The organism is Comamonas thiooxydans, from assembly GCF_002157685.2.
GTDB lineage: Bacteria > Pseudomonadota > Gammaproteobacteria > Burkholderiales > Burkholderiaceae_C > Comamonas > Comamonas testosteroni_H.
This window is the reverse complement of record NZ_AP026738.1, coordinates 2,380,198-2,404,238: the sequence shown is the minus strand read 5'-3', so window position 1 is coordinate 2,404,238 and position 24,041 is coordinate 2,380,198. Positions and strand designations below refer to the sequence as shown.

Genomic DNA, 24,041 nt, shown 5'->3' with positions numbered 1-24,041 from the left:
TGCTTTCACAGTGAAGACGCATGAAACGGCTTGTACCGGACAAAAAATTTTCAGCCGTCCAGGCCAGCCCTCAGCGCCGGTGGATGACGACTCTGCCATCGGGCAGTGACTGCACCCGCACCGGCAGGGAGCGCGACAGGCTGGCGATGAAGATGGCAGGCTCGCGCAGCTTGAAGCTGCCGGTCAATCGCAGGGCTTGCAGAGAAGCTGCATCGTCCAGCACCATCGGCTGGGCCAGGTAGTCATTCCAGCGCGCCACGACCTCAGGCAGTGGCGTGTGGTCAAACACCAGCCAGCCTTCACGCCAGGCGCCCACATCCGCCGCGTTCAGGGAGTAAGGGGCAAGCTGGCCTTCTGCATCCAGGCGCAAGCCCTGGCCTGCGCTCAGGAGTGCGTCGGGGGGGCGATCGGCCATGCCGCCCTGCTTCCACACTGCCACACGCCCCTGAGCAACGCTGACCTGCAGGCCGGCAGGCCGCAGCGCCACGGAGAAAACCGTGCCCAGCACACGCACGCGGCCCAGTGCCGTGTGCACTTCGAGGGGACGCTTTGCGTCATGAGCTACATTGAGCCGGATTTCGCCCTGCTGCAGATGAACCTCGCGGCGCTGTCGGTACAGCAGCACCGAGGCATCGGTGCCAGGTGCCAGATCGAGCTGGCTGCCATCGGCCAGATGGCGGCTCAATTGCTGTCCATGGCCTGTATGCAGCGCCATCTGCTCCAGTGGCTGCAGCCAATGCCAGCGGCCGAGCATGCCGGCCAGGCCCGCCACACCAGCCACCCCCAGCACGGACAGCGCGCGACGGCGCGTCTGCTGCGCACGCGCCGACTGGGTGGCGGGCATGGGCATCTCACCTTGCAAAGCACTGCCCTCAGTCTGCGCCCAGCCCACCATGGCAGCCTGGGCCGCCAGCTCATTCGCGGGCTCACTGGCACGCCAGCGTCCCAGCGCCTCTGCGGCCGCCTGCGCTGCTTCGGTACTTGCGCCATGCTGGCGAGCAATCAGCAACAAGGCGTATTCCAGCCGTTTACGCTCGGGCATCTCGGCCTTCATGACTTGAACCCCATGCAATCGCAGACGGCACGCACCACATGTTTTTCGATGGCGGCTTCGCTGATATTCATATGCGCTGCTGCCTCGGCATGACTGAAGCCATAGATGCGCACCAGCACAAACACCTCGCGGCGCTTGCGCGGCATGGCTTGCAAGCGCCGTGACAGCAAGACCAGTTGCTGTCGCCCTTGCATCTGACGCTCGGCCGAGGGTGCCTCGTCGCCCCCCACCACCGCCAAGGTCTCCAGCATGCGGGCTTCTGCAGCGCGGCGGCGCGCATCGTCGATCACAATGTTCTTGCCGGTACGAAACAGCAGTGCTCGCAAATCCCGTACCGCAAGCTCTCGCGACTGCATGGCAAAGACGCGGGCATAGCTTTCCTGCACGACATCCGCAGCCGCATCCCGGCTATTGAGCGAACGAGCAAAGAAACTGACGAGTTCTGCGTAATAGTGCGCAACCACGGGTACACCTCGACCTCTTGCGAGGCATGCCGCCCAGGCTCTGGAATCGGCCGCAAAACATGCAGCGATGGAGCGGGAAAGCGCAGACTCTACCAGAAAATGAGAATCAATCTCATTAAATGAAAAATCTCGACGCCTCTTCGCATCAATGCAGAGCCGGCGTCGTGACAGGCTTTGAACCTGCGGCTCCTTCGCTGATCAGATCGCGTAATACCAGCGCTTGATCGCTTCACCAGCCCTGGCCAGCACGGCTTCACGCCCCGCCCCATCGAGCTGGCTGCCGGTCAGATAGGCTGTCACCAGCAGCGGCGCAGATTGCGCAGTAGGCCAGACGATGAGCGTATCGCAGGCCGTGCCCCTCTCGCCGCTGCCTGTCTTGCCACCCGCCTTCCAGTCGCCGGGCATGCCGGCACGAACGCGCTTGTCACCGGTACGGCTGTCCACCAGCCACTGCTGCAACAGGGCGCGGGCATAGCCCTCCAGCACATCGCCCAGCAGCAGCTTCTGCAGACTTTGCACCATGGCCTGCGGTGTCGTAGTGTCGCGCTCGTCGCCGGGCAGCGCAGTGTTCAGCGAAGGCTCGTTGCGGTCCAGCCGGGTGGTGCCGTCTCCCAGTTCGCGCAGCCATTGCGTCAGCGCCGCCGGCCCACCGCTGGCCTCCAACAGCACATTGGCCGCCGTGTTGTCGCTGACAAGCACCATCGCTTCACACAGCTCCTGCACCGTCATGCCTCCATTGGCACCCGCGCGCTTTTCGGATATCGGCGACCAGGCCACCACTTCGGAAGGAGAGTAATAGAGCTTGCGCCACAGACGAATTTCATCTCGCTGTGCCAGATACAGCATGCGTGCAGCCAACAAGGTCTTGAAAGTGCTGCACATGGGAAAGCGCTCATCACCGCGCCAACCCGCCTCGGCGCCGCTGACGGTGTCCAACACATACAGGCCTAATCGGCCCTGGGCCTCAATCTCCAGCGCTGCCAACTCATCGCTCAATGTTTTCGCTGCTGCGGCTTGCTGCTTGGAGATAAAAGCACAGCCGCTCAGTCCCCAGGCCCCCAGACCCAAGGCCAGTCCTGTTGTCAGCATGCTGCGTCGCTGCATAAGATCCTCTTTTGGTTAACTGCCATGGTTTGAAGCATAAATCGGTAGATTCGTATGAACCAGCAGTAATAATTGACGCCATCCATTAGAAAAATTTTTACCTCCATCATCCCATGCAGCTTCCACTGAACGCCTTGCGCATGTTTGATGCGGCCGCCCGTCATCTGAGCCTGACCCGCGCCGCACAGGAACTGCATGTGACGCAGGCCGCCGTCAGCCAGCACATCCGCAATCTCGAAGAGCGCCTGGGCAAGCCTTTGTTTCGCCGCCTGCCGCGCGGCCTGGCCCTGACCGACGAAGGTCAGGCTTTGTGGCCCGTGGTGGCACAAAGCTTTGAGCGCATAGAGCAGTCGCTTCAGCAGGTGGCAGAGCCACGACCACGCGAAATTCTGACCGTGGGAGTGGTCGGCACTTTTGCCATAGGCTGGCTGATCCCCAGGCTGAGCCAGTTCCAGCAGTTGCATCCCTATATAGACCTCCGCCTGCTGACCAATAACAATCGCGTGGATCTGGCCGGCGAAGGACTGGACGCTGCCGTGCGCTTTGGCGACGGTGCCTGGCATGGCACGCACGCGCAGATGCTGCTGCGCGCGCCGCTTTCGCCCATGTGCACCCCCATGCTGGCACAGCAACTGCGCGAGCCTGCCGACCTGGCCCGGCAAACCCTGCTGCGCTCCTATCGCACTCAGGAATGGGAAGGCTGGTTTGCTGGCTTGGAGCAGGCAGCCCCGCTGGCGCGCGGAGCCATGTTCGACTCTTCGCTGACGCTGGCCGAGGCCGCCGCCCAGGGTGCAGGCATTGCCCTGCTCCCCGCACGCATGTTCGAACACATGCTGCAACAGGGCCGGCTGGTGCGCCCTTTTGCCCATGAGGTCGACACCGGCGCCTACTGGCTGACCTATCTCAAGTCGCGTCAGGCCAGCGCCGCCCTGCAAACCTTCAGACAATGGCTGATGACCCAGCTGCAAACAGACTGAAGCTTCCGCCCCGGAATGGTCCGAACCATTTCATGCCAGGCGCCCCAAGCTATCAATCCGTGAGTCCTCTGCACCATCTAAGCCGCACAGGTCTGCATGGCTTCAGGGCAACGGGTACAGTACACGCCCAGCAAGCGCCATGGCGCTTTGGTTTCATTCATCTCATCAGATACCTGCCTTGACTGCCGCCGCCACACTGCCCGTCCTGTACTCCTTCCGCCGCTGCCCCTATGCCATACGCGCCCGTCTGGCACTGACCCATGCCGGCCTGGCTTGCGAGCTGCGTGAAATCAATCTGCGCAACAAGCCGCAGGCGCTGCTCGATGCATCGCCCAAGGGCACGGTGCCCGTGCTGGTACTGCAAGATGGAAAAGTCATCGATCAGAGCCTGGAGGTGATGCTGCATGCGCTGCGCGGCAACGACCCCGATGGCTGGCTGCAACCCACGCATGGCAGCCTGGAAGACATGCTGGCCCTGATTGAGCGCAATGACGGCTTCTTCAAACAGGCTCTTGACCGCTGCAAATACCCCGAGCGCCATGACGCCGAGGCCGTGAACCAGGCCCAGGCCGATGCACTGACCTGGCTGGCGGCCCTGAACGATCAGCTCGAGGAGACCGGCTATCTGTTCGGCCTGAACCCCAGCCTGGCCGATATGGCACTGCGCCCCTTTGTTAGGCAGTACGCGCGCATCGACGAAGCGCAGTGGAACGAGCAGCCCTGGCCCCACCTTCAGGCCTGGCTGCAGCGCTGGATCGATTCGGCGCTGTTCGCCGAAGTGATGGAGATTTACCCGGGCTGGGTGCCCGGCACGCGCGGACCCGTGTTTGCCGCAGGCATCGTGGGCAGCGACTGAGCCGCCGCTTCCTGCCGTTTTCAGGGGCTGCATCGCGCAGGAAAAAGTAAAAGCTGGCACAGTGGCAGGCTGTTACCAACCGCCTGAGCCTTTGCAGCCATGACCCTCGCCACCCTGCTCGTCTTCTCGCTGGTCGCGCTGATCGCGATCATCACCCCCGGCCCCACCGTGCTGCTGGCGCTGGCCAACGGCTCGCGCCACGGCGTGCGCCGCGCCCTGCCGGGCATGCTGGGAGCTGTACTGTCGGACTTCGTGCTGGTCGGCGCGGTGGCTCTAGGCCTGGGCGCCTTGCTGGCGGCTTCCGAATTCTGGTTCTCAGTAGTCAAGTGGGCCGGCGCGGCCTACCTGGCCTGGCTGGGCCTGCGCATGCTGCGCAGTCGTGGCGGCTCGCTGTCGGCGCCCCAGGGCGAGTCCGGCACAGGCAGCTACAGCGCCCGCAGTGTGCTGCTCAAGTCTTTCCTGGTGGCGGTGACCAATCCCAAGGGCTACCTGTTCTGTTCGGCCCTGCTGCCTCAGTTCATTGACCCGGCTGCGGCCCAGGCGCCGCAGTACATCGCCATTGCGCTGGTATTCGCGCTCATCGACTTCCTGGTGATGCTGGCCTATGCCTTCGCCGGCTCGCGCGCCGCGCGGCTGCTGCGCGGGCAGGCCGTACTGTGGCTGGACCGCCTGTGCGGCGGCATGTTGCTGGCGCTGGCAGGCTCCCTGGCCTTCTACCGCCGCGCCACGAACTAGCCGCTTGCCATTGCCTCGGCGCAGCCCCCGAACTGTCAGAGCCTGCGGGCCGCGCCGCCACGGCGGGCCAGCAGCACCAGCAGGGCCAGGCTGATGATGACGAAGCAGACAAACGACCAGTTGGCAATGGAGCCGCCCAGCAAGGTCCAGTCAATCGCCGCACAGTCACCCGAGCCCTGGAAGATCATGGGAATGGAGCGGCTGAAGGAGTAGTGCTCGATCATTCCGTAGAAGTCACGGCCGCAGGTCGCAAACTCGGGGGGATACCACTGCAGCCAGCTCTGGCGTGCTGCCACGAACGCGCCGAAACCGCTGCTCAACAGGGCCAGAATGCCGAAGCTCATCCACCAGCCTTTTTGGCCTCTAACGCTTGCCAGTCCTGTGAAGATAGCTACCAAGATCAGTGCATAACGCTGCACGATGCACATGGGGCAAGGCTCAAGGCCCACCACATGCTGCAGGTAAAGGCCAAACGCCAGCATGGCCACACAGGCGACGCTGATCAGCGCCAGGATGCGCCGTGGCGCAGTTTCAAACCATTGAAGCATCATTATCTTTCTGCGAAATATCTAAATCATGCCAGCACCAAGGATAACGCCCTCTGATGCCTGCATGACTCCTTCGCAGAAGACTGCAAGCCAGAGCCGCCTCGCAGCGACTCTGTGATCCCCCTAAGAGAGGGGAAAGGCGCATAGCGCCTCAGGGGGTGTCAAATCCCGGCCGCCTCATCCAGGAACACCTTGGCCCGGCGCGGCGTCACCACCAGGGTTTCACCTTCACGCAGACCCATGTCCTTGAACTGCTGTGCGGGAATCTGGGCTTCAATCAGCGCGTCTTCACCGGCATGGCTGGCGTTTGGTGTGGTCTCGGAAGGAATAAGTTCCAGCCTTGCGATGGGACCAACCACAATGGCGCGCGAAAGCTGGGCCACGATGCCTGTCGGACGTCCCTGGGCGTCGAGATTCTGGCCCGGGGAATAGCGCTCCACTTCCAGATCATGGGGCCGCACATAGGCAAAAGCCTGACTGTCCTGAGCACCGTGCGCATCGCTGCTGTCGAGCTGCATGCCTTCGTCCAGATAGACCCGGCCGTCGCTGGCGCGCCCCTTGAACAGGTTCACATCACCCAGGAAGCCATAGACAAACGGGGTGGCCGGGTTGTCCCAGACCTGCTGGGGTGTGCCTTCCTGCTCGATCTTGCCCTGGTTGATGACCACCACGCGATCCGCCACTTCCAGGGCCTCTTCCTGGTCGTGGGTCACGAAGATGGAAGTCACATGCAGCTCGTCGTGCAACTGGCGCAGCCAGCGGCGCAGTTCCTTGCGCACCTTGGCGTCCAGCGCACCAAAGGGCTCGTCAAGCAGCAGCACCTTGGGCTCGACGGCCAGGGCACGGGCCAGCGCGATACGCTGACGCTGACCACCCGAGAGCTGCGATGGATAGCGCTCGGCAATCCAGTCCAGCTGCACCAGCTTGAGCAGCTTCATGACCTTTTCCTTGATGACTGCCTCGCTGGGGCGTTCCTTGCGCGGCTTGACACGCAGGCCGAAGGCCACGTTCTCGAACACGGTCATGTGGCGGAACAGCGCATAGTGCTGGAACACAAAGCCCACGTTGCGATCGCGCACATGCACATCGGTGGTGTCTTCGCCACTGAAGTGGATGCTGCCCACATCGGCCGTCTCCAGCCCAGCGATGATGCGCAGCAGCGTGGTCTTGCCGCAGCCCGATGGGCCCAGCAAGGCGATCAGCTCGCCCGATTTGATATCCAGACTCACATCGCGCAGGGCCTGAAAATCGCCGAACTGCTTGCTGACATTACGAATTTCGATACTCATGATGAATCTCTTGTTCTGACCCGGGCAGCTCAGGCTGCCTTGGCGGTTTGGTTCGTTGCGAGGCTGATCTGGCCCGGGCGCTCGGGCGGTGCTTCGGCAGCGGCCCTGGCCTGCTGCTCGGCACGCCATTCGGCGAGGGACTTGATCACCAGCGTCACCAGTGCCAGCAGCGCCAGCAACGATGCCACGGCAAAGGCGGCTGCCGCCTGATAGTCGGCATACAGCACTTCCACATGCAGCGGCATGGTATTGGTCTGGCCCCGGATATGGCCGGAGACCACGGACACGGCGCCGAATTCGCCCATGGCACGGGCATTGCACAGAATCACGCCATAGACCAGACCCCATTTGATATTGGGTAGGGTGACATTCCAGAAGGTCTGCCAGCCCGAGGCACCAAGCACGATGGCGGCCTGCTCTTCATCACTGCCCTGGGCCTGCATCAGCGGGATCAGTTCACGGGCGATGAAGGGAAAGGTCACGAACACGGTGGCCAGCACAATGCCGGGCACGGCAAAGATGATCTGGATCTCATGCTCGGCCAGCCAGGGGCCCAGCCAGCCGTTGGCGCCAAACACCAGCACGTACATCAGACCGGCAACCACAGGCGAGATGGAGAATGGCAGATCGATCAAGGTGGTCAAAAAGGCCTTGCCCTTGAACTCGTACTTGGCGATGCACCAGGCGGCGGCCACACCGAAGACCAGATTCAGGGGCACGGCAATCAGCGCCATGATCAGCGTGAGCTTGATGGAAGAGATTGCATCGGGCTCGCCCAGTGAGGTGACATAGACATCCCAGCCCTTGCGCAGCGCCTCGCCAAAAACGGACAGCAGCGGCAGGATGAGGAAGATCAGCATGAACAGCAGGGCCACTGTGGTCAGAACCCAGCGTACCCAGCGCGGCTCGGTCGTGGTCATCTTCTCCAGCTTGGCGCTCTTGGGCGGGGCCGTGATCTTGTAGAGCACGACCAGGACCAGCAGAGCAATCGCGATGATGGTGAAAAGATGCGCCCAGATGGGCTGCAGATTGGGAAACAGCGCCTGAATCGCTGCGTGAATCGAAGACATCAGCGGCCTCCCTGCGCCTTGCGCTGCCATGCCTGCAGTGCGTTGATCAGCAGCAGCAATACAAAAGAGATCAGCAGCATCACCACGGCCACGGCCGTGGCACCGGCTACATCGTGTTGATCCAGCTTGGCCATGATGATCAGCGGAGTGATTTCCGAGACCATGGGAATGTTGCCGGCAATGAAGATCACCGAACCATACTCACCCACGGCGCGCGCAAAAGCCATGGCGAAACCGGTCAGCAGCGCCGGGCCGATATGCGGCAGGATGACCTTGTAGAAGATCTGCCAGCGCGATGCGCCCAGGCTGGTTGCCGCCTCTTCCAGCTCCTTCTCGAAGTCTTCAAGCACCGGCTGAACGGTACGCACCACAAAAGGCAGACCGATGAAAATCAGTGCAATGGCGATGCCCTTGGGGTTGTAGGCCATCTGAATGCCCAACGACTCGAAGTACTGTCCGATCCAGCCATTGCCCGCATACAGCGCCGACAGCGAGATACCGGCCACGGCCGTAGGCAGCGCAAACGGCAGATCGACCAGCGCATCCACCACCTTCTTGCCGGGGAACTGATAGCGCACCAGCACCCAGGCGATCAGCATCCCGAACACCACGTTCACGCATGCCGCAATAAAGGACATGGTGAAGGACAGCTCGTAGGAAGCGACCACGGCCGGCGCCGAGACCGCAGTCCAGAACTGCTCCCAGGTCAATGAGAAGCTTTTGAACAGCAGCGCTACCAGCGGGATAAGCACGATGATGCTCAGATAAAAAATGGTGTAGCCCAGCGTCAACCCGAAACCGGGCAACACTCGCTTGGCACTACGCGCCTTGCGTGGGGCTAGAGCAGCAGAGGACATATTCAAGGACGGAACGGGGAGAGGATTTCACTGAAGGTCAATCAAGCACGGCCCAGCTCGAAAACATCAAGCAAGGGCCGTCCCGCAGCGAGGATGTTGTCCCTCCCGCGCAGCGGGAGAGGAGGAAACCGCAAAGCGGTTCAGGGGGAGCCGATTACTTACCGGGCGTATACAGCTTGTCGAACTGACCACCATCGTTGAAGTGCACCTTCTGCGCTTCGGTCAAAGAGCCGAAGTACTTGGCCACCGTGAACTGCTTGATGGGCTTGAACTGGTCGGCGTGCTTCTTGAGCACCGCTTCGGAGCGCGGGCGGATCGCATGCTTGGCAGCGATTTCCTGAGCCTCGTCGGAGTACAGCCACTGCAGATAGTCGTTGGCCAGCTGGGTCGTGCCCTTCTTGGCCACAGTGCGCTCGACCACGGCAACGGGGTTCTCGGCCACGATGCTCACCGAAGGGTAGACGGCGTCGACCTTGCCCTGGCCGAATTCACGGTCCACGGACACGACTTCGGATTCGAAGGTGATCAGCACATCGCCGATATTGCGCTGCAAGAAGATGCTGGTCGCATCGCGACCGCCCTTGCCCAGCACGGGCACGTTCTTGTAGAGCTTCTGCACGAATTCGGCCGCTTGCGCATCGGTGCCGCCCTTTTCACGCACCGAGCCCCAGGCTGCCAGATAAGCGTAGCGACCATTGCCGCCGGTCTTGGGGTTGACCACCACGACCTTCACATCCGGGCGCACCAGATCGGACCAGTCCTTGATGTTCTTGGGATTGCCGTTGCGCACCAGGAACAACATGGTCGATGTCGTGGGCGATGCGTCATGCGGGAACTTCTTGTTCCAATCCTTGGCGACCACGCCGTTCTGGGCCAGGAAATCCACATCGGTGGTCGTGTTGAAAGTCACCACATCGGCAGCCAGACCGTCGTTGACGGCGCGGGCCTGGGCACTGGAGCCGCCATGGGACTGATCCACCTTGATGTCCACGCCCTTGGTCTTCTTGTAGTGGGCAATGAAGGCAGCGTTGTAATCCTTGTAGAACTCGCGAGCCACGTCATAGGAGACATTGAGCAGCTGCGTTTGTGCCGAGGCAGCGCCTGCTGCTGCCAGTGCGATGGATGCCAACAATGTCTTGAGCTTCACGGAATGCATGGTTCGCTGCCTTTTCTTGAGCAATGTGTATAGATGTACACATTGTGCGAACGACTCCTTAAAACTCAAAAGAATATATTTTTCTTTGTTTTTCTGAAATTTAATATAAAGAATAAAACAGCACGGGAGTTCAAGGTAGAAATAGCTGCAAGCGCTCTACCAGAAAGCGCATACAGCTATCAAAAGAAAAGCATGAAAGAGAAACAACCCCTGGATTTCAGGCCGCAAGTGCAGCTGCCTGCAAGGGCCGGGCCGAGGCCTGGGCATTCCAGCCGCCCTGCTCGGTCAGCGACTGCAGCAGTGCCAGCCCCAGCGGCCAGGCACCAAAGCCCGACTCGATATTGATATGTCCGGCGTTCTGCAAACGCACCAGCTCGCTGCCCCAGGCCCTGGCATAAGCGCCCGCACGGCGAATGGGGCAGAACGGATCATTGCTGCTGGCCACCAGCACGCTGCGATAGGGCAGCGGCGCATAGGGCACGGGAGCGAAGTCCGCCAACTGGGCACGACGCTCGGGGTCGGCAGGAGCCACCAGCAAGGCGCCATGCACGCGCGCTGCGGCAGCCTCGCCCAGATGCGCTGTCGTGATGCAGCCCAGGCTGTGAGCCACGATGACGGCAGGACGCTCATCGGCGAGCAAGACTTTTTCCAGCTCCCCAACCCAGGCATCGCGGTGCGGCACCAGCCAGTCCTGCTGCTGTACACGCACGGCGCCTTCCAGCTGCTCTGCCCACAGGCTTTGCCAATGACCGGGGCCGGAGTTGCGCCAGCCTGGCACGATCACGATGCGAAATGGGGATGTCATGCTGCCTCCTGTAATCTCGGAGCGCCAGCCGGGCCAGAGGAAAAAGCCCGGCGTGCTCCTGATCTGATAACAAGGCAGTCATTGTGGGCAAGGCCTGCCCAAATCCCAACGAATGTTTTGTTGTTATCTTATGGGCAGAAGCTAATGCTGCGCCGAGGCCGATGCTGCTTTTTGCACGGCAGAGATGCTGCTGCCCGGCATGCGCTCCCCAAGGAAGTCCAGGAAATGCCGCACCGCCGGTGCCAGCCCACGCCGCGAGGGGAACACCGCATGCACGATGCCGCGCGGAGGTGCCCATTGCGGCAGCAACTGCACCAGAGTGCCCCGGGTCAATTCGTCCTGACACATATAGTCAGGTAGCCAGCACATGCCGCTGCCAGCCAGAGCGGCAAATTTCAGCGTCAGCAAGTCATCGACCACATAGCGCGGCTGCAATTGAAGCCGGTGCTCCTTGCCTTCGGGCCCGACGAGCAGCAGGCTGGAGTGGCCATCGACTGCGGTCATCGCCATGCTGTCCAGCAACTGCAAGTCCTCCAGCGACCTGGGCGTGCCCTGGCGCTGCAGCAGATCGGGGCTGGCCACCAGAATCTGGCGTGAGCTGTCGAGTCGCTTGACGACCATGGAGCCGCTGTCCTCCAGCGTGGCACGCACGCGCAATGCGACATCAACCCCCTCCTCGACCAGATTGACCGGGCGGTTGGTGACGTGCATCTCCACCTGCACCAGCGGGCAGCGCTTGAGGAATTCGGGCATCAGCTCGCCCAGGACGGTCTGCGCCAGTGTCACCGGACAGGTCACACGAATGGTGCCGCGCGGCTCGGTCTGGACTTCGGCCACGGCATCCGACGCTGCCAGAGCGGCATCGCGCATGGCCTGGCCATGACGCAGAAAGGTCTCCCCCACTTGCGTCAGAGACAGCTTGCGGGTGGTGCGTTGCAGCAAGCGCACCCCAAGGTGAGTCTCCAACTCGGCAACACGACGCGAGAGGCGCGACTTGGGAATACCCAGTGCCCGCCCCGCAGCGGCAAAGCCGCCGCGCTCGACCACTTCGACGAAGTACAGCATGTCGTTGAGATCCACCATGCATATATCCTTGGACTCGATTGAATTGATATTTGGAACGATCTATCGCATTTTTGCAGACTTATTGCCGAATCTAAACAAATCTACAATCTATCCCATTGCAATTCAAAACGAATCACTGTTTTTGCCGCAACGCAGCATCCGAGCTGGGCAAGAAGTGCTCTCTTACTCATTTTTAGAGGTATAGGTACCAATATGCAAATCCTGCACATCGACTCTTCCATCACTGGCTCCAATTCCGTTACCCGCGCCCTGACAGCCGATATCGTTGCCAACCTCAAGCAGGCCAACCCCGAAGCCAAGGTCGACTACCTGGATCTGGCCGTGAGCGCCCCCAGCCACCTGAGCGCGCAATCTCTGGGCTTTCGCACCGGCCAGGCCGCTGCCACCGAAGTCGAACGCCAGGAAAACGCTGTCTCCGAAGCGCTGGTCAGCCAATTTCTGGCTGCTGACGTGATCGTGGTGGGCGCCCCCTTCTACAACTTCACCATTCCCTCGCAGCTGAAGGCCTGGCTGGACCGTATCGCCCAGGCTGGCCGTACGTTCAAGTACACCGCCACCGGCCCCGTGGGTCTGGCCGGCGACAAGAAGGTCATCGTCGCTTCCGCTCGCGGCGGCGCATATTCCACCAGCGAAGCGGGCCAGGCCATGGAGCACCAGGAAAGCTATCTGAAGGTGATCTTCGGCTTCATGGGCGTGACCGACGTGACCATCGTTCGTGCTGAAGGCGTGGCCATGGGCCCCGACGCCAAAGCTGCAGCCATGGAAGCAGCCAAGGCTCAGATCGAGCAAGCGCAAGCCGTCGCTGCCTGATAGCTGGCAAAGCTGCAAAAGCCGGTACCGCCCAGGGCGTGCCGGCTTTTTTGCGCAACAAACTTGCCTACGACCAAGGTTTCGGACATTTCCGACTGAAGTTATGGAAAAAATTGCCGATCTGAGGGCCTGAACCCGCTATTTTTGATACGCTGAAAACAGTTAGATACCGATCAGGTCCGAGTCCCGGTTGCTCGGACGTGCTTTCCCAGATGCCAGCTTCCCGCCCCATGTCCACCGCCATCCATCCAGCGCCTCAGCGCTCCGACGAAAACCTCGTCGTCACCGCTATTGCCGCGTTCCTGGTGGCAGCACTGATTCTGGGCACGGTCGCCTACCAATACCTCAAGCATTCGCAGCAACAAGAGCAGACCCGTACCGACCGTCAGGCCTACAAGCGCTACAACGACTACCTAAAGTCCACCGAGCAGGCCGCTCCCGCGCCTGCCACCAAGCAGCCCGCCCCCGCACAGGTCAGCGCGCCTGCCGCACCACCCAGCATGGCCGAGAAGCTGCTCAGCCACCCTGCCGTCACGCCAGGCCCCGGCTTCAACGCTCCCGGCGTGCAGCAGACCGGCGTGGCCATCATCGACGCGATAGATCACGCCCAGGCAACCGCCAAGCAGTAAGGTCAAGAAGGAGGCAGACGGGCTTTGCCTTGCTGCCCGCCACTCAGCGCATCACCAGACCGCCGTCAACAAGCAGCAGTTGCCCGGTCATGAAACTGCTGAGCTCCGACGCAAGGAACAGCACCGGCCCCGCCACATCTTCGGGCCGCGCCAGCCGCCGCAGCGGCGTGGCCGCCATCAGCGATTCACGAAAAGACTCCTTGCTGCCCTGTGTGCCCTGCGTGGGATAGACCAACCCGGGCGCCACGCAGTTGACACGGATGCCCACAGGCCCCAGCTCGCTGGCCAGATTGCGGCTGAAGGCCAGCAAGGCCCCCTTGGATGTCGTGTAGTCGTGATAGGCAACGACAGGCTGCTCCACCAGATTGCTGACGATGTTGACAATGCTGCCACGCGCGCGTTGGCGCATCAACGGCAGCACTGCACGGCAGACATTGAAGCTTGCACCTACGGCCCCGTCGAACTGGGCCTGATAGTCCGCCCATTGCAGATCGTCAAAACGGCTGCGGCGTTCCGGATCGAATGCATAGGGCCTGAAGGCATTGTTGACCACGATATCAATGCCCCCCGCTTCGCGCACTATGCTGTCCACCATGCTCTGCACCGCATCGGGCGAACCCACATCGGCCTTGACCGCCCAGGCATCTCCGCCCGAGTCCTTGCCCGCGGCCAGGCAGGCATCCACGGTGCTGGCTGCAGCCTCGTCATTGGACAGGTAGTTGATGGCCACGGTCGCACCCTCGCGCGCAAACGCTAGGGCAATCGCCGCACCGATGCCGCGGCTGGCGCCCGTCACCAGCACCACCTTGCCGCGCAAGCCCATTGAAGAAGACTGACTCATATTCACGATTTCCGTTCAAACACTGGCAGGTCCCTGGGAAGAGACAGCAGGCAACGCGCCTGCGGGGGAAGATTTACAGCGGCATAACCACATCCGCCACCTTGATCTGACGCTGCACCATGCCCAGCGATCGGTAGGCATCGGCACCCTTTTGCAGCGCGGCCAAATCGAAGCTGCCCAGCGGCTGGCCCTGGACTGCTGGCAAGGAAGAAGCGTTACGCAGGCGTATCACATCCAGATTGATGTCGCGGCGCGTACCGTCGATGGCATATTTGCTGGCCAGCACCGAAGCCTCCTCGGGATTCGCCATCATCCAGGCAGCGCTTTCACGGTAGCCCTTGACGAATGCCTTGAGCAAGTCCTTTTTCTGCTGGAACACTTCTTCACGCACCACAAACATGTCGCTGGACATATTGAGGTGGTCGCTGACCTGCATCACATTGACATCGCCGATGCCCTTGCGCAGGCCCACGGCCAGGCCGGTATCCGTGGCGGCCGTGGCGTCAACCTGACCCTGCATCAGGGGCGCAAAGTTCAGCAGGCCGGTCACGACAATGCTCACATCCGACTCCTTGAGGCCAGCCTGATGCAGCATCACCAGCAGGTTCTGGCGCGTGCCGCTGGCAAGGCTGTAGACACCGATCTTCTTGCCCTTGAGGTCTGCGGGCTTGCGAATGCCCGAGGACTTGAGCGAGACCACATTGAACACGTTCTGCGGATAGATGTCGTAGATCGCCACCAGCTTCTCGCCCTTGTCCAGAGCCATGAAGAAGGAACCGGGGTCGGTAAACGCCACATCGGCCTGGCCGCTGAGGATGTTGCGAATCGCATCGCCGCCGCCCGCTCCGGGCAGATAGGCCAGCTCCACACCGTTCGCCTTGAAGAAGCCTTTTTCAGGCTCGACCAGAATATTGGTGATCTCGCTGATGGGCTTGCTCCAGCCGGCCAGGCGAATCTTGCCCTGCAGAGGAACCGCCATGCTGGTGCCGGTCATGGCAAGGCCGCTCAGGCCTGCACAGGCGCCGAGCAGGCTGCGGCGAGAGATGAACGAAGTCTGGTTGCTGGTGTGCATGACAAATGGTTTGAAGATGCAGTCAGGCACGGTCGCCCGACTGCGAGGTTGAAAAGTGATGGGAGCGCAGCAGATGGCGCTCCAGAACAAGACAGGCCTGGTACAGCAGCAGGCCCATGGCGGCAATCAGCACCAGCGCCGCAAACATCAGCGTGGTGTCCATCATTCCCTGGGCGGCAATGACCACGGCGCCCAGGCCCTGGCTTGCGCCCATAAACTCGGCCACCACGGCACCGACCAGCGCCAGCACGACGGCCACGCGCAGCCCGGCCAGAATCGCGGGCAGCCCGGTCGGCAGCTTCAGGCGCAGCAAGGTCTGCAGTCTGGTTGCGCCCAGCATGCGAAACAGCTGCAGGCGCTGAGCATCCACCTGCCGCAGGCCCGTCAATGTGTTTTCCATCAATGGGAAAAAGCAGATCAGCGCCGTGATCAGCACCGTCGGCAACATGCCGAAGCCGAACCACAGCACAAACAATGGCGCCAGGGCCAGCTTGGGCACGACCTGGCTGACCACCACATAGGGCTTGAGCACGCGCTCCAGCAACTCGGACTCAGCCAGCGCCATGCCTGCCAGCAGGCCCACGGCGCCGCCGACGAGCAGGCCCAGCAGCAAGGCCTGCAAGGTCGCCCAGAGATGCGGCCAGAAATAGCCGGACGCCAGGCCCGACCCCAGCGACAGCGCCACTGCCGAGGGCGCGGGCAAGACCAGTGCCGACAAGCCAAATTGCCTCGCAGCCAGCTCCCACACTGCAATGACAGCTATCAAAAGAGAGGCAGACAGCCAATGTGTCTTGTTCATCAAGCTGCTCATGCGCAACCTCGGTCCATGGATGCGCGAATGCGCGCGCAATAGTCGTTGAACGCCGCACCATGGCGCAGGCTCTGCTGGCGCGGTTCTGGCAGCTCTATCGACCAGTCGTCCACGATGCGGCCGCCATGTATGAGCGCAATGCGGTCCCCAAGATAGACGGCCTCGTTGATGTCGTGGGTGACGAACAGCACCGTTGTGCCATGCCGATGGCAGGTGCGCAGCAAATCGTCCTGCAGCTCGGCGCGCGTGATGGCATCCAGGGCCGCAAAAGGCTCGTCGAGCAACAGCAGCGGTGGCTCCAGAATCAGGGCGCGCGCCAGCGCCACGCGACTTTGCTGTCCACCCGAGAGCTGGCCCGGGTAAAGCCGGGCATGGGAGGCAAGACCCAGTTGCTCCAGCAATTGCATGGCCGCCTGTCGGTCCTGCTGCGTGGGTTTGCGCTGCAGCGACACGGGCAGCAGCACATTGTCGATCACCGTATGCCAATCCAGCAGTGTCGGTGCCTGGAACATGAAGCCCAGCTGCGGCCCCGGCGCGGCCAGTTCGCTGCCGCGCAGCAAGACATGCCCCGACTGAGGCCTGAGCAGGCCTGCCGCCAGCTTGAGCAGCGTGGTCTTGCCGCAGCCGCTGCGCCCCAGCAGGCAGTGAAACTCTCCGGCCCCGACCTGCCAGTCCACACCATCCACCACGGGCGCTCGTCTCGGGTAGCTGAATCGGGCCTGCTTGAACTCCATGAATGCCACGGCGGTATCCACTCCCTCAGTCCGCATAAGAGGCCAGCGGCTGGGCCGCCAGTTCTGCCGACTGCTCGATCTCCGTCATGCGCACCAGATCCAGCAGGTTGAAGCGCCCGTCATGGTGCCAGCCCGCCTCGGGCATGCTCATGGAACCAATGGCGCTGATACGCGTGACGCCAGCCGCGCCCAGCAGCCCGGCCAGGCGGTACAGCTCTTCGGGACCGGCCGCAATGCCGGCGGTCTGCAGATAGTCACGCTGAGCGGTCACCACGGGCAGCACGGCATCGAGCCGATCCACGGCCACCACGGCAATCGTGCGATACAGCGCTGTCGGTGCCAGGGGCTGCAGATCCTCGCTGTAAGCCACGCTCCAGGGTGCATCCACAGGCCCCAGCAGCTGGTGAGCTTCGCCGCCCCACTCCATGTTCTGCTGCCAGCGGGCCAGCGCCGCCGCTTCTTCCAGATCCAGCTCGCGGCGTGCGAATCGTCGCTGCAGATTGGCAAGCTCGGCGGCCAGGTAGTCGGCAAAAGCACGCGGAGAGACCGGCGCCCCGCGCTGCACATAGAACACATGGGGCGAGTAGCAGCCCTGCTGGTCATAGCGCATCACGTCCCAGGCGGCCAGCCTTGCCATGCCCGGAGCCTTGAGCGTATCCAGCGCCTGCGCGCCGATCAGGCCAAAACCCAGCTTGTGGCCATGCGGCAAAAAGCGGGTCGTCACGGGCAGGCGACGGCGCAGCGCATCCAGCGTCTGGTTGCCACCGTAGGCCAGCACCGTATCGGCCTGGGCATAGAGTGCGTCGGCCTCCTCGCCGCCTGCGCCACGCCACCAGACCACGGCCAGGCAATCGGCCAGCGGCGGGTGGACCTCGGCCAGCAGGCGTGCAAACCATCCCGCAAACAAGGGCTCGGCACTGGCCAGCTTGCCAATCGCGGGGGCCTTGACCAGCAAGCCGCAGACCAGGCTCCACAGCGACAGCGCAGGTACGTTGCCGGCCCAGCTGTGTACCAGCAGATCCGGGCCGAAAGCACGTACGGCCCCGCCCTTGGCTGCCGGTTGAAAGCCATCGAGCACCGCCGGGTTGGCAAAATCCTCGGCCACAAAGCGCTTGAGCTGCGCCGCACGAAAGGTCTTGAAAAACCCCGTCAGCCCCAGCCGCACCATATCGGCGTCATAACCGCTGACCACGGGCAGCCAGGCTTCGGCCTGCTGGCGGTAGATGTCGTTACGGTCCAGCAGGCGGGCCATCGCACGATCGACCGCATCGATGATCTCGGCCACCGGCATGGGGCGCAGATGGGCGGCTGCGGCCTTGCGTACTCGACAGGCCAGTGCCTGCATCTGAGGCGCCGTCAGCACGGGAACACTGACTTCCAGCAGCTGACCGTCCCGAGACCCGAAGTCCAGCGTCTGCCACTGCACTTCCTCGTCGTTCAGGCCGGGCAGATAGCCGGCCTTGATACGCTGTAGCTTGCGCTGCTCGCTCATGCGCCGGCAGCTTTCACAAACTCTTCAACCGCCAGCGAGCAGCCCTTGGCGGCGGCGCCCTCGGCCCGCCCCAGCAGCAAAAAGCCGTCTTTCTCCTGCGGGCCGGCCCACAGGCCCACATCCTCGGTCAGGATGGTGGTCACCGCGTTGTAGTTGGCCAGATCGCAATGCACCAGAATGCCGCGCTCACCAGCGGCCACATCACGACCGGTGATCGGCTCGACCAGACGCGAGCGAATCCAGTGCGGACCGGACTTGACCGAAGGCAGAGCCGCATTGCCATCGTCATAGAACTGGGTGCTCAGCTCGGTCATGCCATACATATTGATGCACAGACTGCGCGGCACGCCCAGCAGCTGCGAAAGCTCGGTATAGAACTGCTCGAGCGGCAGCTCCCGCGACTGCCCCTTGTAGCCGCCCGTATCCAGCACGCGGCTGCCTGCGGGCAGGCGAAAGCTGCGCCCCTGCGCACGCAGGGCATCCATCACATGGACCAGGCTGAAGCTCGCGCCCAGCAGGGCAAAGGGCTGGCCGCTGCGCTCGGACTCCTCCAGCGCGGCACAAAGGGCCGGCATGTCCAGCCCTTCCGAATTCAGATAGTAGCGGCTGCCGGCCGAGCCGAATTCGGACCTAGCCAGGGCCAAATAGTGGGCCAGCGAGGAATTGGGCATGGCCTGCTCATCGGGAAACAGAATGCCCATGGGCATGCGCTCCAGGCCCTGCATGAAACGCTGAGCGAAATAGCGCTTCATGGACAGGTCGTAGACATCGAGCTGCGGATGGAAATGACGTCCGCGCGCAGCGCGGCCCGTGGTTCCGCTGGTCATGAATACTCGCTCGGCGGGCGACGGCGGCTCGCTGCGCAGCTCCATGGCCTTGAAAGCATCAATGGGCACCGCCGGAACATCGCGCCAGCTCCTGACATTGCGCAGCGTGGCGCCGCGCCGCTGGCAAAAGCTGCGAAACGGCGCATTGCATTCGTACTGGTAGGCGAAAAGGCGCAGGGCGAGTTGATTGAACTGGTCGTCGGTGCAGTCATCCATTGCGATGAAAGCAAGCAGATCGGCGACCAGCGAAGCGGCCTTGTCCATGAAATTCCTTCGAGAGCGGGGACGTCATGCTCCGAAGGCTTGCTGACCATGCGAGAACGCACTGCCCTGAGGTCAGCTTGCAAGCTCTTCTTCCGCCGGTATGAACCGGGTCAAGTTCGCGGGTGTAGATCTCAGCACTGGCGTGCACCCCGGAGCGCGGCGCCATCTTACCCCAACGGCATCGCTGCACGGGGCCTGAGCCGCCGCATGAAAGTCGCGTCACTTGTAACCTGGGGTAATGCTCCATCACGGGGAAGAAGGCCATCCACAGCAGAAATCATGAAAACATTACCACCCAAATACAATTGGAACAAAATTGCAAGCTGCCCGACACGCACCTTGCCATGGCACCGACAATGACGCAGGCGCGTACTGCCTGAGCGAGCGTCACGCCGTAGCAAGAAGCGCTGTCGACAGAGCTTGCAGCCATCCAGGGCACCGAACGTCCACCCCAAGCCCCAGAGATATTCACATGCATTTTTCGCGCCTTTGTCATCTGGCTGGCTGGCCTGTGGCCGCCGCCGGACTGCTGCTGACAGCACAGTCCGCAACAGCCCAGCAAGCCGCCGCCCAGCCGGAACTGCCCCAGTTGTCCGAAGTCACCGTGCGCAGCACCTTGCAGGAGTCCGCGCTTGAGCAGACCCCGGCCTCCGTGACCGTGCTCGACGGCGAACGCATGCGCGAGCGCAATCTGCAGGTCAATCTCTCGGAGTCCCTGAGCACAGCTCCGGGCCTGCAGCTGCAGAACCGCCAGAACTATGCGCAAGACCTGCAGCTGTCGATTCGCGGCTTTGGAGCACGCTCCACCTTCGGCGTGCGCGGCATACAGATCTATGTGGACGGCATCCCATCCACCATGCCGGACGGCCAGGGCCAGACCAACAATATCGATATCGCCTCGCTGGAGCGCGTGGAAGTGCTGCGCGGCCCCTACTCCGCGCTCTACGGCAATGCCTCGGGCGGCGTGATCAATGCCTATACCGAACGCGGCGAGGGTGCGCCCTCGGTGGAAAGCAGCTTTGCGCTGGGCAGCGACGGCCAGAAGCGACTGGGCCTCAAGGCCAAGGGCGAAGCCAATGGGATTGGCTATGTGCTCAGCGCCAGCCGTTTTCTCACCGACGGCTACCGGTCCCAGAGCGCCGCAGACAAAAACCTGTTCAACGCCCGCATCGACGTCAAGCCCGACGAATACAGCCAGCTGACCCTGGTGGCCAACCATGTGGACATCGATGCCAAGGACCCGGGCGGCATCACGCCCAAGGACTGGGCGGCAGATCCGAAGGCTGTGGCGTCCAATCCCTTGCTCTACGACTCGCGCAAAAGCGTGAAGCAGACCCAGGCCGGCCTGACCTATGAGCGCGAGCTGGGCGCTGGCCAGGCTCTGCGTTTCATGGCCTATGCCGGCCAGCGCGAGATGATGCAGTTTCAGTCCACCCCCAAGGCATCTCAGACCGGCTACAGAGGCGGGGTGATCGGTCTCAAGCGCGACTATGGGGGCATCGATGCGCGCTGGAGCGGCAAATACGAGCTGGGCAGCGGCAGCCTGGGCCTGATTGCCGGCTTGGCCGCCAACACCGTCAGGGAAGACCGCCAGGGCTACAAGAACTTTGTGGGCAACCAGCTGGGCGTGGTCGGCGAGCTGGTGCGCGACGAGCGCAATACCCTCACCAGCATAGACCCCTATCTGCAAGCCTCCTGGGCCTTTGCACCGCGCTGGAAGCTCGATGCCGGCCTGCGCTGGAGCAATGTGCAGTTCCAGTCGCGCGACCATTTCCTGGCCGACAAAGACGATAGCGGCAATGCCGGATTTCATAAGCTCCTGCCGGTGGTTTCGCTGCAGCACGAGCTCAATCAGGACACCAATATCTATGCCTCTCTGGGTCGCGGCATGGAAACACCGACTTTCAACGAGATCTCGTACCGCCCCGATCTGGTGGGCGGTCTGAACTTCGGCCTCAAGCCTGCGGTATCAACCAGTGCCGAGCTGGGCATCAAGCAGCGCTTCAAAATGGCCGGTCTCTACGGCAACTGGTCTGCGGCGCTGTTCCAGACCAGCACCGACAATGAGATCGTGGTGGCCAGCAACGACAACGGTCGCACCTCGTATCAGAACGCCGGCAAGACCCGCCGCCGCGGCATGGAGCTGAGCGCCAGCACCTGGCTGATGCCCCAGCTGCGCCTGAACGGCGCGCTGACGCTGCTCGACGCTAGCCTGCGCAGCGGCTATTGCGACAGCAAGGGCCAGGACTGCATTCCCGCCGGCAACCGTATTGCCGGCACGGCCAGACATCTGGGCTACCTGGGGCTGGAATGGCTTCCCGCCACCGACTGGCGTGTGGGTCTGGACTGGCGTCATGTGGGCCGTATTGCCGCCGACGACAAAAACCAGGTCTATGCCCCCAGCTACAACGTGGCCAGCCTGAGCGTGGGCTACACCAAACGCCTGGGCGCCTGGAAGCTCAGTGCCTTTGCCCGCGTCGACAATCTGGCGGACAAGAACTATGTGGGCTCGGTCATCGTCAACGAAGGCAACGGACGCTATTACGAACCGGCCCCGGGACGTCAATGGATGGCCGGAACCAGCCTCAGTTACCAGTTCTAAACATGTCATCCGGCAAAGCCGGACAGCAGAAAGCGGGCCCAGTGCCCGCTTTTTCACGTCCGGACAGATCAAAAGCGATTTTTTCAGAAAAATTTTGGTGCTTGCAAACTGCCTGTCTAAGCCAGAAAACCGCCAATCCCGCACCGGTTTGACTGCCTGACGGCAGAGGTCCGCCACAGCTTGCGCTCATCAGCAGTGCAAGCCACGTCAAAACATCGCTATCCACGGCCAACCTCACGAATCTTCGCGCCAGCGCTCGTACAGTTTGAGCGGAGTTAGCCCCTGAAGCAGGCAAGAACAGCACACAGTAATTCTTTACTCTGCAACGCACTGTCATCCAGCGCGCAACTGTCACGAAATGCAGGGCAAATGGCAACAGGCGGCTGCCCCAATTAAAGAAATCATTTCTTATAGGAAATTCACATAAAAAGAGCTCAGATGGCGGTCTTTTGAAAGCAAATTCACAGCGCTAGAATCCGCCACCAACGCTGCCTCGTATGTTTGAAGTCGGGGCACGGTTTCAGATTCCTCCGTATGTCAGCCCTTTTCGTTTCTTGCCATCCCCATTCCAGCCCGGCACCTTGCAGCCCTGCCATTCCCGCAGCTGGAGCTGATGTATGAGTGATGGATTGCAAAGCCCCGCCCAACAAGGCGTGCAGTTGGTCGATATACGGCTGCAGCGCGGCCAGACCCAGGTGTTTGACGGACTGAACCTTCGCCTGACTGAAACGCGCATTGGCGTGATCGGCAACAACGGCGCGGGCAAGTCCAGCCTGTTTCGCCTGCTTTGTGGGCTCGAGCTGCCTCAGGCCGGACAAGTACTGGTGGATGGCATGCCCTTGCTGCAGGCCCGCCAGCACAAGCCCGGCCTGATCGGCCTGATGTTCCAGAATCCGGACGATCAAATCATCTTCCCCACCGTGGAGGAAGAACTGGCCCTGGGCCTTCGCCCCCAGGGCCTGAGCAAGCAGCAAGCCAGGGCCAGGGCGCGCGAGTTGCTGGCCGCACGCGGCCTGGCCCACTGGGCCGAGCGGGCCGTCAGCAGTCTGAGCCAGGGCCAGCGCCAGCAGGTGTGCTGGCTCTCGCTGCTGATTGCCGCGCCGCAACTGCTGCTGCTGGACGAGCCCTTCGCCAGCCTGGACCTGCCCGGTCAGGCCCGCCTGGCCCAGGATATTGCCACTGCACCGCAACAGGTGCTGGTCTCCACCCATGTGCTCGACCATGTGCGCGACTTTGAGCGCGTGATCTGGCTGGAGCAGGGTCGGCTGCGCGGCGACGGCCCGGGCCGCGACATCTGCAGTGCCTACGAGACTTCCGTGCGGGAGCAGCTGATGCAGAAGACCTCCCACGGAGACCTGCATGGGTAGTCTCTACAGCGAAGTTGCGACCTGGCTGCATCGCTGGCCGGCCGGCCTCAAGCTCTTGCTGCTGGCGGTTTTCGGTACGCTGCTGTTCCTGATCGCCAACCCCTGGGTACTGGCGGGCTGCGGCGTGGCTTGCCTGGCTCTCTGGATATCGCTGGGCCAGGCCACGCAGGTGGCGCGCCGGCTGATGCGCTCGGTTATCGTCGCGGCGCTGCTGGTGGCGGGTTTTCATGTCTTCATGGGCAACCCTGTGCTGGCAGCCGTCAGCAGTCTGCGGCTGATCTGCGCCTCGACCCTGGGCATTGCGCTAACCATCACCACCCGCCCCAGCGATCTGGTCGAGGTACTGGAATGGCTGCTGGCCCCGCTGGCCCGCCTGGGCATCCCCACCGAGCGCGTGGCCATGCAGCTTGCACTCATGCTGCGCTTTACCGAACATTTCTTTGTGCAATGGACAAAGCTGGACGAGGCATACCGCCTGCGCACCGGCAAAAGCGGCGGCCTGCGCCTGATTGCACCGCTGACGATTCATATGCTGCAGGCCACGCGCCGTGTAGCCGACGCCCTCTGGGCAAGACTGGGTTTCTAGGAGAC

At 62.3% G+C, this 24,041-nt stretch carries 24 protein-coding genes; 8 read left to right on the top strand and 16 right to left on the bottom strand.

The annotated features are described in order from the left end of the window. Positions 1–70: 70 nt before the first annotated feature. The 3 genes from CTR2_RS11140 to bla all read right to left on the bottom strand — a co-directional run bounded on the left by CTR2_RS11140 (position 71) and on the right by bla (position 2,622). Complete coding sequence (locus tag CTR2_RS11140) at positions 71–1,042, bottom strand: FecR family protein (RefSeq protein WP_254913375.1); 972 nt, start codon at positions 1,040–1,042, stop codon at positions 71–73. 8 nt (positions 1,043–1,050) lie between these two features. Continuing rightward, entirely contained in the window at positions 1,051–1,518 is a 468-nt protein-coding gene (locus CTR2_RS11135) for a sigma-70 family RNA polymerase sigma factor (protein ID WP_087084044.1), read from the bottom strand. Positions 1,519–1,716: 198 nt separating this feature from the next. Then, entirely contained in the window at positions 1,717–2,622 is a 906-nt protein-coding gene (bla, locus tag CTR2_RS11130; protein WP_087084045.1) for a class A beta-lactamase, read from the bottom strand. A gap of 113 nt (positions 2,623–2,735) precedes the next feature. On the opposite strand from bla, the gene CTR2_RS11125 reads away from it, so the two are divergent. From CTR2_RS11125 to CTR2_RS11115, 3 genes are all read left to right on the top strand, one after another. Beyond that, on the top strand, positions 2,736–3,599 hold the full coding sequence (locus CTR2_RS11125; protein ID WP_087084046.1) for a LysR family transcriptional regulator: 864 nt from the start codon (positions 2,736–2,738) through the stop codon (positions 3,597–3,599). A gap of 139 nt (positions 3,600–3,738) precedes the next feature. Next, positions 3,739–4,455, top strand: coding sequence for a glutathione S-transferase (locus CTR2_RS11120; RefSeq protein ID WP_087084047.1), 717 nt, complete (start codon positions 3,739–3,741; stop codon positions 4,453–4,455). A gap of 99 nt (positions 4,456–4,554) precedes the next feature. Further along, complete coding sequence (locus CTR2_RS11115) at positions 4,555–5,190, top strand: LysE family translocator (RefSeq protein WP_087084048.1); 636 nt, start codon at positions 4,555–4,557, stop codon at positions 5,188–5,190. A 35-nt stretch (positions 5,191–5,225) separates the two neighbouring features. On the opposite strand, the gene CTR2_RS11110 is transcribed toward CTR2_RS11115, so the two are convergent. The 7 genes from CTR2_RS11110 to CTR2_RS11080 all read right to left on the bottom strand — a co-directional run bounded on the left by CTR2_RS11110 (position 5,226) and on the right by CTR2_RS11080 (position 11,998). Then, entirely contained in the window at positions 5,226–5,738 is a 513-nt protein-coding gene (locus CTR2_RS11110; RefSeq protein ID WP_087084637.1) for a disulfide bond formation protein B, read from the bottom strand. Between the two features lie 161 nt (positions 5,739–5,899). Continuing rightward, positions 5,900–7,027 carry a sulfate/molybdate ABC transporter ATP-binding protein gene (locus CTR2_RS11105; protein WP_087084049.1) on the bottom strand — a complete coding sequence of 376 codons (1,128 nt, stop codon included), beginning with the start codon at positions 7,025–7,027 and terminating at the stop codon, positions 5,900–5,902. 29 nt (positions 7,028–7,056) lie between these two features. Further along, on the bottom strand, positions 7,057–8,097 hold the full coding sequence (gene cysW, locus CTR2_RS11100) for a sulfate ABC transporter permease subunit CysW (protein WP_087084638.1): 1,041 nt from the start codon (positions 8,095–8,097) through the stop codon (positions 7,057–7,059). Beyond that, positions 8,097–8,954, bottom strand: a complete 858-nt coding sequence (gene cysT, locus CTR2_RS11095) for a sulfate ABC transporter permease subunit CysT (protein WP_034352054.1) — start codon at positions 8,952–8,954, stop codon at positions 8,097–8,099. The genes cysW and cysT overlap by 1 nt, the downstream gene beginning before the upstream one ends. A gap of 154 nt (positions 8,955–9,108) precedes the next feature. Next, positions 9,109–10,110: a sulfate ABC transporter substrate-binding protein gene (locus CTR2_RS11090; RefSeq protein WP_003067963.1), complete on the bottom strand. Its 1,002-nt coding sequence runs from the start codon at positions 10,108–10,110 to the stop codon at positions 9,109–9,111. Between the two features lie 217 nt (positions 10,111–10,327). Continuing rightward, positions 10,328–10,915, bottom strand: a complete 588-nt coding sequence (locus CTR2_RS11085; RefSeq protein WP_087084050.1) for an RBBP9/YdeN family alpha/beta hydrolase — start codon at positions 10,913–10,915, stop codon at positions 10,328–10,330. A gap of 141 nt (positions 10,916–11,056) precedes the next feature. Then, positions 11,057–11,998, bottom strand: coding sequence for a LysR family transcriptional regulator (locus CTR2_RS11080; RefSeq protein WP_087084051.1), 942 nt, complete (start codon positions 11,996–11,998; stop codon positions 11,057–11,059). Positions 11,999–12,193: 195 nt separating this feature from the next. Between CTR2_RS11080 and CTR2_RS11075 the strand changes: the two genes are divergently transcribed. Then, positions 12,194–12,811, top strand: coding sequence for an FMN-dependent NADH-azoreductase (locus tag CTR2_RS11075; protein WP_087084052.1), 618 nt, complete (start codon positions 12,194–12,196; stop codon positions 12,809–12,811). 212 nt (positions 12,812–13,023) lie between these two features. Beyond that, positions 13,024–13,440 carry a hypothetical protein gene (locus CTR2_RS11070; protein WP_254913377.1) on the top strand — a complete coding sequence of 139 codons (417 nt, stop codon included), beginning with the start codon at positions 13,024–13,026 and terminating at the stop codon, positions 13,438–13,440. A gap of 43 nt (positions 13,441–13,483) precedes the next feature. Here CTR2_RS11070 and CTR2_RS11065 read toward each other — a convergent pair whose 3' ends face one another. The 6 genes from CTR2_RS11065 to CTR2_RS11040 form a co-directional block, all read right to left on the bottom strand. Continuing rightward, entirely contained in the window at positions 13,484–14,263 is a 780-nt protein-coding gene (locus CTR2_RS11065) for an SDR family oxidoreductase (RefSeq protein WP_476390651.1), read from the bottom strand. 91 nt (positions 14,264–14,354) lie between these two features. Beyond that, positions 14,355–15,353 (bottom strand): ABC transporter substrate-binding protein, encoded by a 999-nt coding sequence (locus CTR2_RS11060; RefSeq protein WP_087084055.1) that lies wholly within the window; start codon positions 15,351–15,353, stop codon positions 14,355–14,357. A 22-nt stretch (positions 15,354–15,375) separates the two neighbouring features. After that, entirely contained in the window at positions 15,376–16,152 is a 777-nt protein-coding gene (locus CTR2_RS11055) for an ABC transporter permease (RefSeq protein ID WP_409021390.1), read from the bottom strand. A gap of 8 nt (positions 16,153–16,160) precedes the next feature. Continuing rightward, entirely contained in the window at positions 16,161–16,934 is a 774-nt protein-coding gene (locus CTR2_RS11050; protein ID WP_087084057.1) for an ABC transporter ATP-binding protein, read from the bottom strand. Then, positions 16,924–18,390 carry an acyl-CoA reductase gene (locus tag CTR2_RS11045; RefSeq protein ID WP_087084058.1) on the bottom strand — a complete coding sequence of 489 codons (1,467 nt, stop codon included), beginning with the start codon at positions 18,388–18,390 and terminating at the stop codon, positions 16,924–16,926. Before CTR2_RS11045 ends, CTR2_RS11050 begins: the two co-directional genes overlap by 11 nt. Then, positions 18,387–19,481: a LuxE/PaaK family acyltransferase gene (locus CTR2_RS11040; protein WP_087084059.1), complete on the bottom strand. Its 1,095-nt coding sequence runs from the start codon at positions 19,479–19,481 to the stop codon at positions 18,387–18,389. Before CTR2_RS11040 ends, CTR2_RS11045 begins: the two co-directional genes overlap by 4 nt. A 472-nt stretch (positions 19,482–19,953) precedes the next feature. Here CTR2_RS11040 and CTR2_RS11035 point away from each other — a divergent pair, with 472 nt between their 5' ends. From CTR2_RS11035 to CTR2_RS11025, 3 genes are all read left to right on the top strand, one after another. After that, positions 19,954–22,083 (top strand): TonB-dependent receptor family protein, encoded by a 2,130-nt coding sequence (locus CTR2_RS11035; RefSeq protein ID WP_087084060.1) that lies wholly within the window; start codon positions 19,954–19,956, stop codon positions 22,081–22,083. Positions 22,084–22,700: 617 nt separating this feature from the next. After that, positions 22,701–23,450: an energy-coupling factor ABC transporter ATP-binding protein gene (locus tag CTR2_RS11030; protein ID WP_087084061.1), complete on the top strand. Its 750-nt coding sequence runs from the start codon at positions 22,701–22,703 to the stop codon at positions 23,448–23,450. Next, on the top strand, positions 23,443–24,036 hold the full coding sequence (locus CTR2_RS11025; protein WP_087084062.1) for an energy-coupling factor transporter transmembrane component T family protein: 594 nt from the start codon (positions 23,443–23,445) through the stop codon (positions 24,034–24,036). Before CTR2_RS11030 ends, CTR2_RS11025 begins: the two co-directional genes overlap by 8 nt. Positions 24,037–24,041: the final 5 nt, after the last annotated feature.